Origin of the sequence: Bradyrhizobium sp. 172 (assembly GCF_023101065.1) — a bacterium.
Lineage (GTDB): Bacteria > Pseudomonadota > Alphaproteobacteria > Rhizobiales > Xanthobacteraceae > Bradyrhizobium > Bradyrhizobium canariense_D.
Genome location: NZ_CP064701.1, coordinates 2678209 through 2694356, shown reverse-complemented (window position 1 = coordinate 2694356; position 16148 = coordinate 2678209). Strand labels below are relative to the sequence as shown.

Genomic DNA, 16148 nt, shown 5'->3' with positions numbered 1-16148 from the left:
GAATCTCCGGAGCAGCAAACCCTGTTCGATTCGGGGCGCGACAGGTGATTCTAGCTTGAGGAGTAAACGTTTGTTTTAATTTTGGCGAGCCGGTCCGGACTCCTTCCATAAGGCCGTGTTAGCCATCAAATCCCGTATTCATACGGACCAGGACAAGGATGCCGGTTCCGGCTACCTGCGCGTTGCGGGCGAAATCATGAAGCTACGTTCACTCTCGGCCGGTCTGTTCGGCGTCTTGGTGGCGCTCGCCGGGCCGGGCCATCTACCCTTCGGAGGACTGCCTATCATGGTCGGGAAAGCCAACGCGGATGAGAGCGGCAAGCAAGGCGGGCCAGAGGGGCGTGACCCCTCCGTTCCAATGGCCCGCGCTCCCTCTGCTGCGGTCGCGGAGGAGTACGAATCCGCCCGCCGCAAGGGAACGCGGGAGGCGCTCGAGCTATTCATTGCGCGCCACGGCGATGACCCCCTGGCCGAGCGGGCGCGCGCCGAGCTGAAACAGCTGGCGCGCTGATCCCTCGCGGGCGCCCCTTCAGGTATTGCATTTCGACAGGCGGCATCCGCGCGGCCCTGACCTGCCGCGTGATGTCTTGCTGCATGGTCGTTCGGCATTATGGTAGGTCCGCAATCAGTCCCGGAGCCCATCAAGATGCCCTTTCCGCGTGCCTCGGAAGCCCTCTCACGCTTCACCGTACTGGATCTGACCCGCGTCCGGTCCGGGCCGACGTGCGTGCGGCAACTGGCGGACTGGGGCGCCAATGTCGTCAAGATCGACGCGCTCACCGAGGATTCCGGCGGCGAGCAGCCGGGCGGCCCCCGGCGAGGTTCCGACTTCCAGAATTTGCACCGCAACAAGCGGGCCATGACGCTAAACCTGAAGGACGAGCGCGGGCTTGCCGTGTTCAAGCGCCTGGCCGCCAAGGCCGACGTCGTGGTCGAAAATTTCCGGCCCGACGTGAAGAAGAAGCTCGGCATCGACTATGAGAGCCTGCGCGAGATCAACCCGCGGATCGTCTATGGCAGCATCTCCGGCTTCGGCCAGGACGGGCCTTATCACAAGCGGCCGGGCTTCGATCAGATCGCGCAGGGCATGGGCGGGCTGATGTCGATCACCGGCGCGCCGGGCGAAGGCCCGATGCGGGTCGGCATTCCGGTCGCCGACCTGACCGCCGGCCTGTTCTGTGCCATGGGCATCCTCACCGCGCTGCTGGAACGCGAGGTCTCGGGCAAGGGCCAGTGGGTGCAGACCTCGCTGCTGCAGGCCCAGATCTTCATGCTCGACTTCCAGGCCGCACGCTGGCTGATGGAGAAGGAAGTGGCAAAGCAGGCCGGCAACAACCACCCGACCAGCATTCCGACCGGCGTGTTTAAGACCTCGGACGGCTACATCAACATCGCCACCACGGGCGGCCGGATCTGGGAGCGCTGCGCGCAGGCAATCGGCGCGCCGGAACTCTACAGCCATCCCGACTATCTGACTGCGCCGGCCCGCTCGAAGAACCGCGACGCGCTGAATGCCGAGATCGAGAAGCGTACCTTGACGAAGTCCACCGAGGCCTGGGTCCGTGAGCTCAACGAGGCCGGGGTGCCCTGCGGGCCGATCTACGCCATCGACCAGATGTTCGAAGACGAGCAGGTCAAGCATCTCGCCATCGCGCAGGAGGTGCCGAATGACGAGGGTCGCGAGATCCGCCTGGTCGGCCAGCCCGTGACGCTCTCGCGGACGCCGAGCAGGATGGTGGCGCGGCCCCCGGAATTCGGGGAGCAGACCGAGGAAGTGCTGAAGGAGTTCGGGTTCGGCGCGGACGAGATCGCAAACCTAAAAGAAGCCCGGGTCATCTAAGAGCGCTCGCTTTGAACTACGCTTTCCAGCGCAGTTGCATCGGCGAGAGGCTATTCGCGGAGAAACGAACGAAGCTCTTAGCCCATTGGCATGGGGAAATGGTGTAAGCGCGGTACGTGAGACTCAGCCTGTTGGTGAGCATATCCAATTACGTAGCGAAATCGACGTTTGGCCAGCAAGGGTCTAAAGGCGAGAGGATGGCCAGTGCTCGGCACCACCGTCGATCCGTGAACTTCGCCGCCGCAATTCGCACCTCACTAGCGAGGGTTTAATTTTTAGCCAGAAAGGGGAGGCTATCGCCCCTCTTCTGATAGTCCGCCGCTAGTCGCCATCCCGCGATATCATGGGTTGTACCGCACGCCTGGCAATGGAGGATCTTCTCGATGATCAGCCGTTGTCCCTGCGTCAAAGTCGCTTCTAAGGCTCGCTCGAAACAGCTTGGACATACAAGCGGCAGACGCATGGCTTTCCATTGGTCGATAAGCCCAAACAGACCTCCGACAGCTAAAAGGTGAAAACGATCTACTCTCATTGCCTGCTCGGTCTACCGGTGATCCATTGTCGGCAACTTGCTCGGAAAAGTACCGAAGCGATTACTTGTAAGATCGTAAACTTGTCGAACGCCCATTTAACAGCATAGCGCTAAACACAGTAAATGCATCCCGTTCATTTTGCGTGCTCCGGAGCCAGGGTCTGCGCGGCTGAGGGGCGCCTCTGCCGGTCCGCCTGGATTGCGCCCGGACTTACCGCATAGGCGAGCATACGTGACGCCCTGGCTGTTGCCTGCAAGGCCTAGTCAGGTCTACGTGCTGGCGCTCTGCTAGGCGGCGGCTCATTCAAATCTCGGGCCCAAGGAGCACCTGTTGCCGGTGTTGATTTCGATGAGATTTCGTCAGAGCTCACGCAGGAGGAAACAAGAAAACCTGTCGCAAGCGCAACGGCGCCTCCCATTATCTTTATGGAGGTCAGCAAACCGCTCGATCGAAATGGAGCATCCAACATCCCAAGCACCAGTAAGTCGATCGACCTAAACTAGCATAAGCGTGCACAGGGCGTCGAGCGGCTTCTCCCAGAACCCACGAAGAGAAGCGCATCAGCCCGATCGAACCTGGTTCCAGCCTGAGACCCATGGTTGGCCGGCATTGTGTCAAGCCGCCCAGAGCAGAATGGTGGCTCGGCCACCGATTCGGGAGCAGGCCATGTTACCAAGATCGAGATCGCAATAGAGAAAAGCTGGGACTGTCTGAGGCTCTGAGTCTCAGCTTTCATGTGACGCGTGCGGCGGCCCGACCAACACCGCAATCAAATATGCCTGTGCAATCCCCAAAATGCGACCAGCACGAGAGCAATAGCCCCGACTGTCAGCAACAAGAGAATGGTTTCAAGCATGACGAATCAAGTTCCGCCGCACAAAGGATATACTCATCAGCGAAGTTGTCATTGAATAACAAGGGACTCACCAGCGCGGGCCAACTTGGCCATAGCGGAACGAGCCTCGTCACTCCCCTGGCGATGTAAAGGCATCATTCCGCTCAGGCTTCGTTAGAAACCTGAGCGGATACCGTCTCAGGCTACTCTCATAGGCTCGATTGCTGGGTCTCAATCATGTCAACAAGCATCGCGCAGGAAGTGCCGAACAATGAGGATCAGACATCAGCTTGGTCGGTCAGCCCGTCAGGGTGTCGCGCCCGCTGAACAGGATGGTGGCTCGGCCGCCGAGAATCCGGCGAGCAGACTGGCGAACGGCTCGCCGAATTCGGCTTTGAACAAGAAGAAATTGTAGCTCTCAGGGCCGCGAGAATTTGAACTGAGCGAAGAAAGCGAGATGAAATGCACGCGCAAGCACGTTCGTCTCAGTTCGCCGAGTGAACGCGCTCGCGCACAGTCCGGTACCCGGCGCGAGTCGTCTTGGAACAAGGTGGTCAGCAAACGGAAGACGCTCGTTCAGCCTGCGTTTACTGACCGGCTCCTCGTTAAAGGTCGCGAGTTCACCGTTGTGACCCGCGAATAAGAACAAAACCAAGTTACGCTTAATAGCGGCATGGGCGATACCCGCTGTCTGGGGGACGCACCCTGGGGACGGCCTTGTGCTTATGGGTGAGGCCGTGCTTTTGTAGGGGGCGGATGCTCGAGCGGCACGGTCCGGTATGATTCTAAGTACACACGCGATTGTTGGCGGCGCCATCGCTTATATGTTGCCCTCCCATCCAATCGTGGTCGCTGTCGCAGGATTTGCGAGCCATTTTGTGATCGATGCAATTCCACATTGGGACTATCCCCTTCAAGCAATCTCAGTTCGCAAGAATGCCGATAACCGACTGTTGAAGGCAGATAGTCGATTGTGGATGGACCTGCTCACGATTGCGACCGATGCATCGACTGGATTCGCCCTGGGGATCCTTCTCTTCTACCCAAGGGCGCCGATTTGGATGATCGCGCTGGGAGCGGCCGCCGGCATGCTGCCCGACCCGCTCCAGTTCATGCATAGCCTCTACAAGCGAGAACCGCTAGTGACGCTTCAACGGTTCCATGTCTGGATACACACTAAACGTAGGCTGAACTGGCAGATTGGTATCGTGTCCCAGGCCGCCTTCGCCGCACTTATCGCGGCAACCGCGTTGGTCGCAAAGCAATAAGCGAGAAGACCAGCAGCGTGAACTTCTTCGGACTTTCATGCGGTTTTCTAGCGCCTACTCGATTTTAGATGTTTAAGGAGACGATCGATCACAGGCCAAAACAGCAGCACGATCGCCAAAGTCGTGATCGAGCCGACCAGGCCGTTCGACCAGAACACCTTGAGGTCGCCGCCCGCGCCGATCATCGACAGGCGGAAGGCATCCTCGGCGCGGTTGCCGAGCACGAGCGCCAGCGTGAACGGCGCGAGCGGAATGCCGATCTTCTTGAAGACGTAGCCGACGACGCCAAAGCCCAGCATCAGCCAGATGTCGAACATCGCGTTCTGGATCGCATAGGCGCCGATCGCGCATGACACCACGATCATCGGCGCCACCGCGGCGAACGGCACGCGCAGGATCGAGGCGAAGATCGGCACCGTTGTCAGTACCAGCACAAGGCCGACGACATTGCCGAGATACATCGAGGCGATCAGGCCCCAGACGAAATCCTTGTGCTCGACGAACAGCAGCGGTCCCGGATTGAGCCCCCACACCATCAAACCGCCGAGCAGGATCGCGGCGGTACCGGAGCCGGGAATGCCGAGCGCCAGCATCGGCAGCAGCGCCGCGGTGCCGGAGGCATGCGCCGCCGTCTCCGGCGCGAACACGCCCTCGATGCGGCCCTTGCCGAAGCTCTCGGGATCCTTGGAGAAACGCTTTGCCAGGTTGTAGCCCATGAAGGAGGCCGCGATCGCGCCGCCCGGGGTAATGCCGAGCCAGCAGCCGATGAAGGAGGAGCGCAGCAGCGTCACCCAGTATTTCGGCAGGTCCTTCCACACACTCAGCACGACGCGCAACGAAATGCTCGCCGCGTGTCCGCGTAGCGCCAGGCGCTCCTCCATCGTCAGCAGGATCTCGCTGATGCCGAACAGGCCGATGACGGCGACGAGGAAGTTGATGCCGCGGAGCAGCTCGGACGAGCCGAAGGTCATGCGCAAATTGCCGGACACCGTGTCCATGCCGATGCCGGCGAGCAACAGCCCCAGCGACATCGAGATGACCGTCTTGTGCTTGGCCTCGCGCCCCAGCCCGACGAAGGAGCAAAAGGTCAGCAGATACACCGCGAAGAACTCGGGCGGGCCGAACTTCAAGGCAAAGGACGAGATCATCGGGGCGAGGAAGGTGATCAGGAGCACAGCGACCAGCGAGCCGATGAAAGAGGACGTGAACGCCGCCGTCAGCGCCTCCGCCGCCCTGCCCTGCTGCGCCATCGGATAGCCGTCGAAAGTGGTCGCGACCGACCAGGCTTCGCCGGGGATGTTGAACAGGATCGAGGTGATCGCGCCGCCGAACAGCGCGCCCCAATAGATGCAGGACAGCATCACGATCGCCGAGGTCGGATCCATCGTGAAGGTGAGCGGCAGCAGGATCGCGACGCCGTTGGGTCCGCCGAGTCCGGGCAAGACGCCGACGAAGATGCCGAGCACCAGCCCGATCATCATCAGCACGAGAGTCTTCCACGTCAGCAGGACGGCGAAGCCGTGAAGCAACAGACCGAAAGCTTCCATCGCGGGCTCGCCTTAGTGGCCGAAGGCCGCTTCGAGCGGCCCTTTCGGCATGATGACGTCGAAGGCGACGTCGAAGGTAACGAACATGATCGCCGTGAATACGACAGCGGTGAGCAGCGACTTCCACAGCGCGATCTTGCCGACGAGGCGCATGAAGCTGGCGATCAGCAGGAAGCTCGCGACATAGAGGCCGAGGAACTGCGTCGCCAGGCAGAACAGCAGCGTCGGGACGAACACCGCCATCACGCGGCGGGCCTGCGCGCGCGTGACGAAGGTTTCGGGTGCGCCCCGGTGCGCGACCAGCGCCACGACCAAGCCGTACAGGCTGGCACCACCGAGAATGACGGAGAGATAGAACGGAAAATAGCCGGGCTCGGGTCCGGTCGAATCCCAGGACGCGCCGGTGCGCCAATTGTCGTAGCCGAGCGTGGCGGCCAGCGCGAGCAACAGGAGACAGACGAATATCTCGATTGTGCCGGAGGAGACGACGGAAGGCGAATCGTCTTCGGGCGCGGTCGGATCGTCAACGACGATTTCAAGATCGGTTTGGGGCATGAGCCGTCAGGTGCAAACTGCGTTCCCCCTCTCCGCCGCTTGCGGGGAGAGGGTTAGGGTGAGAGGGAGTCACGGCGGGGACAGCGAGAGTTGGACTCGCGGAGAGTCCTCCTCACCCGGATTGCATCTTCGATGCAACGTAGCCGAAGCTTCGCTTCGGCGTCCCTTAAGAACGGCCGCCTAGGCGGCCTATGCTCTCCCCGCAAGCGGGGCGAGGTGAAGACCGGCTACTTCGCGACGAATCCGGCTTCCGTCATCAGCGACTTGTTGACGGCATCGTCCTCCTCGAGGAATTGCACCATGTCCTTGCCGGTGAGGAAGATCGGCTTCAGCGCCTGCTTTTCCATGTAGTCCTTGTATTCGGAGGTCTGCGTCACCTTGTGGAACAGCTCGACATAGAACGCCTGCTGTTCTGCCATGACCTTGCCGGGCAGGAACATCGCGCGCAGCATTAGATACTGCACATCGACGCCCTCCTCCTTGCAGGTCGGGATGTCGGCCCAGGACTGCGTCTCCGTCACTTTGCTGGTGTAGGAGATTCGCTCCTTGTCGAACACGCAGAGCGGACGCACCTGGCCCGCGCGCCAGACTTCGAGATTTTCGGATGGATTGTTGACGTTGGATTCGGTGTGGTTGCCGACGAGCTGGGTCGCGGCTTCGCCGCCGGACTTGTAGGGCAGATAGGAGAATTTCGCGCCGGTCTTCTGCTCGAGGAAGACGGTCAGCACGTGATCCTCGCGCTTGGAGCCGGTGCCGCCCATCTTGAACGGTGCGGCTGCCGCCTTCGCGGCGGCGACGAACTCTTTCACCGTCTTGGGACCCGCGCTGTTGTCCCACAGCACGAACTGGTCGAGCGCGATCACCGAAACCGGGGTCAACTCACGCCAATTGAACGGGATCTTCGCCGATAGCGGCAGCATGTAGATCAGCGAATAGGCGATCAGCACCTTGTTGGGGTCGCCCTCGCTGGATTTCATGTACATCAGTGCTTCCGCGCCGGAAGCCCCGCCCTTGAGCGAGACCACAATCGGCTGCTTCATCAGATTGTTCTTCTGGATGGCGGCCTGCATCATCCGCGCCATCTGGTCGGAGGCGCCGCCCGCGCCCGCCGCGACCACGATCTCGACCGGCTTGCTCGGCTCCCAGCCGGCAAAGGCCGGCGCGCTCAACGATAGCGCGGCTGCAACGCCAACAGCTTTCACTAGAATTCGCACGAGTTTCGTCCCCTGGTTATTGTTGGCTTTGTTTGCCAGGAATTTATCGGCGCATTGTGCGGACTAATGCCGGCGAGTTCAAGCACGCGAGCATCGGGCCGCCTATGACTTTCGGCTGACGAAGCCAAGCCGCAGATGCGCTACTTGCCCTTCCAGTTCGGCGTGCGCTTATTGAGGAAGGCGTCCATTCCCTCGCGGAAATCTTCGCTCATATAGGCCTTGAGGATCAGATCCTCGCCCTCTTCGCGCGACAGCGTGCGGCGGATGCGGCGCACTGCCTCTTTGGTGGCTTCAAGCGTCAGCGGGGCGTGACTCGCCACGAGCCTGGCGGTCTCGTCGGCGCGGCGCTGCAGCGTCTCAACATCAGGGACGATCTCGTTGAGGAGGCCGAGGGCCAGTGCTTCCGGTGCCTCGACGAGGCGCGCCTTGAAGATCAGATCCTTGGTGCGGGCGGGGCCGACCAGCGAGACGACGCGGCTGATGTTCGACATCGACAGGCAGTTGCCGAGCGTGCGCGCGATCGGAAACCCGATGCGCGTCGTTTCAGTCCCGATGCGGAGGTCGCAGCACGCCGCAATTCCCGCGCCGCCGCCGGTGCAGGCCCCCGCGATCGCCGCAATCACGGGCACGCGGCACTGCTCGAGCGTGCCGAGCACGCGGTCGATGCGGGCCTCATAGTCGAGCGCATCCTGCGCGGTTTTGAAGGCGCGGAATTGAGAAATGTCGGTGCCGGAGGCAAACGCCTTGTCGCCGGCGCCAGTCAGGATCAATGCCTTGATCGAGCGGTCGGCGTTGATCTCCTGGCATATCTCCGCCATGCGCTCGTACATGGCGAAGGTCAGTGCGTTGCGCGCCTGCGGGCGATTGAAGGTGATCCGCGCGATGCCGTCCGTGACGGAGTAGAGCAGGTCTTCGTTGGCGGTCGTCGGTGCGTTCATCGCGCGCTCTCTTTTCTCGAAGTTGGCTCAGGCCACCTGGGCTTTGGCCTTCGGCACCGCGTCGCGTCCCTTCAGGACGTCCATGGCCGCCAACACGCCGCCGCTCCGGTGCGGGATCTTTGCAAGATCGAGGCCCATCTCGACGCCGGCTAGCGTGCCCATCAGCATCAGATCGTTGAAATGGCCGATATGGCCGATGCGGAACACCTTGCCCTTAATCTTGTTCAGGCCGGTGCCGAGCGACATGTCGAAGTTTTCCAGCACCACCTTGCGGAAGGCGTCGGCATCGTGGCCATCAGGCACGCGCACGCCGGTCAGCGCCGGCGAATGCGCGGCAGGATCGGCGCACTGCGTCTCCAGGCCCCAGACCTTGATGGCGGCACGGGTCGCCGCGCTGTGGCGCTTGTGGCGGGTCCAGACGTTCTCGAGCCCCTCCTCTTCCAGCATCTCGATCGCCTCGCGCAGGCCGTAGAGCAAATTGGTGGCCGGCGTATAGGGGAAGGTGCCGAGCTTGTTGAAGCCGATAACCTCCTGCCAATCCCAATAGGAGCGCATGCCGGGGTTGGCCTTGGCCACCGCGAGCGCCTTCTCCGAGACGGCGTTGAAGCCGAGGCCCGGCGGCAGCATCAGGCCCTTCTGCGAGCCGGCGACCGAGACGTCGATGCCCCAGGCATCGTGCTCGTACTCCATCGAGCCGAGGCCGGAGATGGTGTCGACCATCAGCAGCGCGGGATGCTTGACCCCGTCGAGCAGCTTGCGCACCTCCAGCGGCGGCGTCACGCAGCCGGTCGAGGTCTCGTTGTGGACGACGCAGACCGCCTTGATGGTGTGCTGCTTGTCGGCCGCAAGGCGCTTCTCGATCTCGGCGAGATCGGCGCCATGGCGCCAGTCGCTCGGGATGAAGTCGACGTCGAGCTTGAACTTGTCGGCGATGCCGCGCCACAGCACGGCGAACTGGCCGGTCTCGCACATCAACACCTTGTCGCCGGGCGCAAGCACGTTGACCATCGCAGCTTCCCAGGCGCCGGTTCCGGACGAGGGGAAGATGATCACGGGCTGCTTGGTGCGGAACACCCGCTGCATGCCCGCGAGGACGGCGAAACCGAGCTCGGCGAACTCCGGACCGCGATGGTCCAGCGTCGGCATGTCCATCGCCCGCAGCACCCGGTCGGGCACGTTGGTCGGTCCTGGAATCTGGAGAAAATGCCTTCCAGTATGCACGGTCATCGGCGTCCTTCCCGGTCATTGAGTCAGTCTTAGCGTCTGTCTCTTGAGTCTGTCTTGGCTTTGAACCCAGCCTGACTTCGAGCCCTTTGGCCTCAAGGGGGCTGCGAGCCGCTCGAATATCACTATTCGCCGGGCTTGTCCCTCGCCGGGCGTGGTCCGTCAATGCACAAGAAGCAGGGCTCGCCTTGCCAAGGGCCGTAACCGGAGGCAAGACGGGGCGGCGAACAGGCAAGAGCGGACCATGGCGGCGGAAGTGCCCGGGAAATCACAGGAATCGGCGAAAAAGGACGGCATCGCGGCACGTCTGGCCCGGGAAGTGACCGGCGACGTCCTGTTCGACCCTTTCAGCCGGGGCCGCTACGCCACGGACGCTTCCTTCTACCAGATCGTGCCCGCTGGCGTGGTGGTGCCGCGCACCATGGACGAGGCCCTCAAGGCACTGGCGATCGCGCGCGACGAGGGACTGAAGATGACCCCGCGCGGCGGCGGCACCTCGCAATGCGGCCAGACCGTCAATGACGGTCTCGTGGTCGATCTTTCAAAACATCTGAATCGGATCCTGTCGCTCGACGTCGAAGGGCGCACCTGCGTGGTCGAACCGGGCATCGTGCTCGACGACCTCAACCGCCAGCTGAAGAAGCACGGCCTCTGGTTTCCGGTGGACGTCTCCACGGCCTCGCGCGCCACCATCGGCGGCATGGCCGGCAATAATTCCTGCGGCGGCCGTTCGCTGCGCTACGGCACCATGCGCGACAACACGCTGTCGATGGAGGCCGCGCTCGCCGATGGCACATTGAACCGTTACGGCGAGGTGTCGCGCGATCTCTCCGATCTCGGTGCGAACGAAAGCGCGCGCGCCCTGTTCCGCGACATGCTCGATCTCGGCGCCCGCGAGGCCGGGGAGATCGCCGCGCGCTTTCCAAAAGTGCAGCGCCGTGTCGGCGGCTACAATCTCGATGCGCTGGTGCCGCGCAATGCCCGCAACAACATGGCCCACCTTCTCGTCGGCTCCGAGGGCACTCTCGCTTTCACCACCAAGGTCGAGCTGAAGCTGTGGCCCATCATCCGCAACAAGGCGCTTGGCATCTGCCATTTCGGCAGTTTTTACGAGGCGATGGACGCGGCCCAGCATCTGGTCAAGTTGAAGCCGATCGCGGTCGAGCTGGTTGACCGCACCATGCTCGCACTCGGCCGCGACATTACGATGTTCCGGCCCATCATCTCCGCGGCGATCAAGGGTGATCCGGATGCGGTGCTCGTGGTCGAGTTCGCCGAGGAGGATCAGGCGGACAACCTCGTACGCTTGAAGCAGCTCGGCGAGCTGATGGGCGATCTCGGCTTCGGCTGGAACAACGACAAGCGCAAACGGGGCGGCGTGGTGGAAATCACCGAGCCCGCGCTCCAGAGCGGGATCGCCGATTTCCGCGCCGCCGGTCTCAACGTCATGATGTCGATGAAGCAGGAGGGCAAGCCGGTCTCCTTCGTCGAGGACTGCGCCGTGCCGTTGCCGCATCTCGCCGACTACACCGCGCGACTGAGCGAGGTGTTTGCGAAGCACGGCACCAGCGGCACCATGTATGCTCATGCCTCCGAAGGCTGCCTGCACGTGCGGCCCGTGCTGAATTTGAAGCTGGAGAAGGACGTCAAGGCGATGCGGGCCATCGCCGAGGAAGCCTTCGAACTGGTGCGCGAATACAAGGGCTCGCATTCCGGCGAGCACGGCGATGGCCTGGTGCGCTCCGAATTCCACGAAACGATGTTCGGCGAGCGCCTCGTCGCCGACTTCCGCGAGGTGAAGCAGCGCTTCGATCCCGAGGGCGTGCTCAATCCTGGCAAGATCGTCGACGCCCCCAGGATGGACGATCGATCCCTTTTTCGCTTCAAACCGGACTATCGCGTCGCTGAGCTCAAGACAAAACTCGACTGGTCCGCTTATCCCGGGGCCGGCGGCGGTTTCCAAGGCGCGGTCGAGATGTGCAACAACAACGGCGCCTGCCGCAAGCTCGAGGGCGGCGTGATGTGTCCGTCATACCGCGCGACGCGCAACGAGAAGGACGTGACGCGAGGCCGCGCCAACACGCTGCGGCTCGCGATCTCGGGCCAGCTTGGCGCGGGCGCGCTCTCCTCCGACGAGATGATGGAGACGTTAAAGCTTTGCGTGTCCTGCAAGGCCTGCCGCCACGAATGCCCAACCGGCGTCGACATGGCCAAGATGAAGATCGAGGTGCTCGCGGCGCGCGCAGCCTCGCATGGCCTGACCTTGCGCGATCGGCTGGTCGGCTACCTCCCGCGCTATGCCGGCCTCGCGTCGCACTTCGCGCCGCTGGCGAATTTGCGCAACCGCAGCCCGCTTCTGCGAAAGCTGTTCGAGCGCTTTGCCGGCATCAGCGCCCGCCGCGCGCTCCCCGCCTTCCGCAGCGACATCTTCGTGCCGCCGGCCGAAGCGGTCGGGCCGGAAACCGGCCGCGAGGTCGTGCTGTTCGCCGACACGTTCAACCGCGTCTATGAGCGCGAGAATCTCGAGGCCGCGCTGCGCGTGCTCGCGGCTGGCGGCTATCGCGTGCATCTGCCGAAACCCGCAAGCGGTGGCCGTCCGCTATGCTGCGGCCGGACCTTCCTGTCCGCCGGTCTCGTCGACGAAGCCAAAGTCGAGCTCGATCGTCTTGTCGCCGCCTTCGCGCCCTTTGCCGCGCGCGGCGTCCCGATCGTCGGGCTCGAGCCGAGCTGCCTTTTGACCCTGCGCGACGAGCTCACCTCGCTGCGCCAGGACAACGACGCCAAGGCCGTCGGCGCCCACGCGCTGACCTTCGAGGAATTCCTGGTGCGCGAGGCCGAGGCCGGCCGGCTGCAACTGCCGCTCGGCGCCGTTGCCGACAAAGCCCTGGTGCACGGCCATTGCCATCAAAAATCGTTTGGCGCCTTTAAGCCGGTCGAGCAGGTGCTGCGCCTCATCCCTCGCCTTGAGGTCGAGACCATCGAGTCGAGCTGCTGCGGCATGGCCGGCGCCTTCGGTTATGGCGCGGACACCTACGATGCCTCGATCGAGATGGCCGAGCTCTCGCTGCTACCCGCCATGCGGCGCGCGGACCAGAATACGCTCGTCGTTGCCGACGGCACCTCCTGCCGGCACCAGATCCACGACGGCGCCCAACGCGAGGCGCTTCACGTCGCGCGCGTGCTGGCGATGAGCCTCGATCGTGCCGAGACCCAATCCACAATCCCTCTCATTGCAAAGGAAACCAGCCATGGCTGACCTCACCCTCGACACCGCCCGCAAGATTCTCGACGCCGCCTTCGCGAAATCCACGGAGCTGAAGCTGAAGCCGCTGGTCGTCACCATCCTCGACGCCCGAGGGGTGCTCAAGATCGCCGCGGCGCAGGACGGCACCAGCCTGATGCGCGCGGAGATCGCGCACGGCAAGGCCTATGGCGCGCTCGCGCTCGGCATGGGCTCGCGCGCACTCTTCCAGCGCGCGCAGGAGCAGGCGTATTTCATCGACGCCGTGAACACCATGGCCAAGGGCGCGCTGGTGCCGGTCCCCGGCGGCGTGCTGATCATGGACTGCGCCACGCTGCTAGGCGCCGTAGGCGTCTCCGGCGACACCTCCGACAATGACGAGGCGTGCGCGGTGGCCGGCATCCAGGCAGCGGGGTTGAAGGCCAACGCGGCGTAGTGATCGTCCACGCACCCAGAGCTCCTGCGCTTGACAAGTTATGGAGTGCGCCTCGTAAGATGGCTTGTCGGGGTTCGAGTCCCGCTACATGGCTAAACCCACTACTGTGAGGCGCCGTTCCCTTACGGAGGGCAGCTTAACTCCCCACATCGCGCCTTGATAGCCCGCCAGAAACCGCCGTTCTTACGCGGTGTACGCACGCGGTGCGTCGACAAAATTCACGATTCCGACGGACCCGCTGATTAAGAGTCTCATCTTTTACGAGTGCAAACAGCTACTTACTTGTAAAACAATCGCTTTAAGTGCCTATATAGATCAATCGCTTACAGGCGAATTGTAAATCGCGCGCGCGACCTGCGTACCGAACGAAAGTAGCAGGCGAGAAGATCAACAAAAACAATGGAGTTCGCCTGCGATTGACCACCTTTATCGCTGTTTGTCCACGATGTTTCGGTGGTCAATCGGTCGTCAGCCCCCGGCGCGTTTCGACGGTTGGGTCATACAGAACGTTTAAAGCACTCCATTGGTAATGGAGAGGTCGACAGTTCAATCCTGTCTGGCAGCACCAGCTAATTCAAACACTTACCTCGATCGTGCTCTCCGCGAAATTCACGCCGGAAGCACTCGATCGCGATACGCTTTGCGTAAAGCCCGTCAACGGATGGTGGCGCCAGCGGGCTTCGCTGGAGATCTGCAATCGCAAAAGCCGGTATGCGCTCATTGTCACGCTTCGGGCTCTTAATCCCGATGTGAACATTTACACGCCCATCCGCACCAGCATCGGCCTGCCAATTCCCGTTCCGATCGACATCCCGGTTTAACAGGGCTCCGATTCGTTCGTAAGCGCGATTTTCTCCGCACGATGACGCCCGCGCTTTTGACGGATGGCCTTCGTATCGAGGGCGGCATCTGACCCGTTCAGGCAGCGGCGGTTTTGGGGAAGTTGAAGGGCAGCAGGTCGGTGATATCGGCGTCGTCGGCGCGCTGAGGCAATTCGGTGAGCACGTGGCGCAACCAGGCTAACGGCTCGACGCGTGAGGCGCGGCAGGTCAGCATCAGACTGTAGACGACGGCACTGGCCCTGGCTCCCTCGACGGTGTCGCTGAACAGCCAGCTCTTTCTGCCAGTGGCAAAGATTCTGATATCGCGCTCCAGGAGATTGTTGTCGATCGGCATCCTGCCGTCTTGCGTGTAGCGCGTCAGATATGACCATTGGTTCAGAGTGTAGGATACGGCATCGCCAAGCTTGCTGTCGGGCAAGACCTTCGGGGCGATTTGATCGAGCCATTCCTTGAGGGCGTTCAGGACGGGAATGCTGTGTTGCTGGCGGAAGCGGCGAATGCATTGATCTGGCGTTTCGCCTCTGTCTGGTTTTTCGTCCCGCGCCTGCCTTTCAACCCGGTAAAGCTGTTCGAAGAACCGCAGCGCCTGCTCTGGCGGGCCGCCGCCCTTCTTCCTCGCCTTGAGGGCATCGACAAAGCGCCGTCGGGAGTGGGCCATGCATCCAATGTGGGTGGTCCCTTCCAGCGTGCGCCATGCGGTATAGCCGTCACTCATCACGATGCCACGGTAATCGCCGAGGAAGGCCTGCGGGTGGATCTGGCCGCGGCCCGGCTGATAATCCAGAAGAACGATGGGCTCGTGACTGCCCTGGCCGCTGCGATAAGCCCACATGTACGATGTGCTGGTGGCTTTTTTGTCCTTCTCCTTCAGGACCTGAACCGTCGTCTCGTCGCCATGGATGAGAGGTTGCAGTCTGAGCCGCAGCTTCAGGGCGTCTGAGATGCGATGCAGATGCTTCTCGCTCGAGCCGATCACCCAGTGACCCAAAGCGCCGCGGCTGACAGGAACACCTGCGCGTTCGAAGGCCTGCGCCAGACGGTAGAGCGGCGTGCCATCGACATATTTGTGAACCAGCGCGAACGCCAGCGTTGAGGCCGTGGCAACGCTGCCCGGCAAGGGCTGCGTCGGCATCGGCGCGGTCACGACAGGGGCATTGATCCCGGTGCGATCGCAATGGCGGCACCCATATTTGAAGCGCACATTCTGTAAAACCTTCGCCTTCACCTCGATATGAAGTTGCTCGGTGACAGTCTCGCCCATGCGATGCATCTGGCCACGGCAGCAAGGACACGCCTTCTGATCGTCGGGCAGGTCATACTCGACCCGCTCACGCGGCAGGTTCGCCGGCAGCGGTCTGCGGCCGCGCTTCTTTCCCGTTGTGCTTTCGACGGGTGGCAAGCCCGTGTCCGGAAGTTCGGCGATATTGTCCGTTTCGCTGCCGGCATCATCCTCGTCGGCGGCCTGCTCGGCTTCATTGAACAGACGGTCGACGTGCTTTTCGCTGCGCGGCGCAAAACGATGCAGGCGTGCCAGCGCCAGTTCTTCCTCGAGCCTGACGACGCGCTCCGTGAGCTGACGATTCTCCACCTGCAGCGCAGCAATGCGCGCCAACAGCGCTTCGACACTCGGTTCGCCGGTTCGATTCATCGGATTCTTGAATCTGAACCGTACCGA

11 protein-coding genes are annotated in these 16148 nt (G+C 62.4%); 5 read left to right on the top strand and 6 right to left on the bottom strand.

What is annotated here, in order from left to right:
* Positions 1-115: 115 nt before the first annotated feature.
* The 3 genes from IVB07_RS12790 (at position 116) to IVB07_RS12780 (ending at position 4476) form a co-directional block, all read left to right on the top strand.
* Positions 116-511, top strand: a complete 396-nt coding sequence (locus IVB07_RS12790; protein WP_345946359.1) for a hypothetical protein — start codon at positions 116-118, stop codon at positions 509-511.
* Between the two features lie 135 nt (positions 512-646).
* A complete protein-coding gene (locus tag IVB07_RS12785; protein WP_247403385.1) occupies positions 647-1840 on the top strand; it encodes a CoA transferase in 1194 nt (397 codons plus the stop codon).
* A gap of 2147 nt (positions 1841-3987) precedes the next feature.
* Positions 3988-4476 (top strand): hypothetical protein, encoded by a 489-nt coding sequence (locus IVB07_RS12780; RefSeq protein ID WP_247403388.1) that lies wholly within the window; start codon positions 3988-3990, stop codon positions 4474-4476.
* A 47-nt stretch (positions 4477-4523) separates the two neighbouring features.
* Here the strand turns inward: IVB07_RS12780 and IVB07_RS12775 are convergent, their stop codons facing one another.
* The 5 genes from IVB07_RS12775 to IVB07_RS12755 all read right to left on the bottom strand — a co-directional run bounded on the left by IVB07_RS12775 (position 4524) and on the right by IVB07_RS12755 (position 9957).
* Positions 4524-6023: a tripartite tricarboxylate transporter permease gene (locus tag IVB07_RS12775; protein ID WP_247403391.1), complete on the bottom strand. Its 1500-nt coding sequence runs from the start codon at positions 6021-6023 to the stop codon at positions 4524-4526.
* Between the two features lie 12 nt (positions 6024-6035).
* Positions 6036-6578 (bottom strand): tripartite tricarboxylate transporter TctB family protein, encoded by a 543-nt coding sequence (locus IVB07_RS12770; RefSeq protein ID WP_247403393.1) that lies wholly within the window; start codon positions 6576-6578, stop codon positions 6036-6038.
* Positions 6579-6805: 227 nt separating this feature from the next.
* Complete coding sequence (locus IVB07_RS12765) at positions 6806-7792, bottom strand: tripartite tricarboxylate transporter substrate-binding protein (protein WP_247403396.1); 987 nt, start codon at positions 7790-7792, stop codon at positions 6806-6808.
* Between the two features lie 140 nt (positions 7793-7932).
* Entirely contained in the window at positions 7933-8730 is a 798-nt protein-coding gene (locus tag IVB07_RS12760; protein ID WP_027519069.1) for an enoyl-CoA hydratase/isomerase family protein, read from the bottom strand.
* A 27-nt stretch (positions 8731-8757) separates the two neighbouring features.
* On the bottom strand, positions 8758-9957 hold the full coding sequence (locus tag IVB07_RS12755) for an aminotransferase class V-fold PLP-dependent enzyme (RefSeq protein ID WP_247403399.1): 1200 nt from the start codon (positions 9955-9957) through the stop codon (positions 8758-8760).
* Between the two features lie 241 nt (positions 9958-10198).
* On the opposite strand from IVB07_RS12755, the gene IVB07_RS12750 reads away from it, so the two are divergent.
* Positions 10199-13210, top strand: a complete 3012-nt coding sequence (locus IVB07_RS12750) for an FAD-binding and (Fe-S)-binding domain-containing protein (protein ID WP_247403402.1) — start codon at positions 10199-10201, stop codon at positions 13208-13210.
* Positions 13203-13631: a heme-binding protein gene (locus tag IVB07_RS12745; protein ID WP_247403405.1), complete on the top strand. Its 429-nt coding sequence runs from the start codon at positions 13203-13205 to the stop codon at positions 13629-13631. The genes IVB07_RS12750 and IVB07_RS12745 overlap by 8 nt, the downstream gene beginning before the upstream one ends.
* Before the next feature lie 918 nt (positions 13632-14549).
* Here IVB07_RS12745 and IVB07_RS12740 read toward each other — a convergent pair.
* Positions 14550-16121: an IS66 family transposase gene (locus tag IVB07_RS12740; protein WP_247384585.1), complete on the bottom strand. Its 1572-nt coding sequence runs from the start codon at positions 16119-16121 to the stop codon at positions 14550-14552.
* Between the last annotated feature and the right edge of the window lie 27 nt (positions 16122-16148).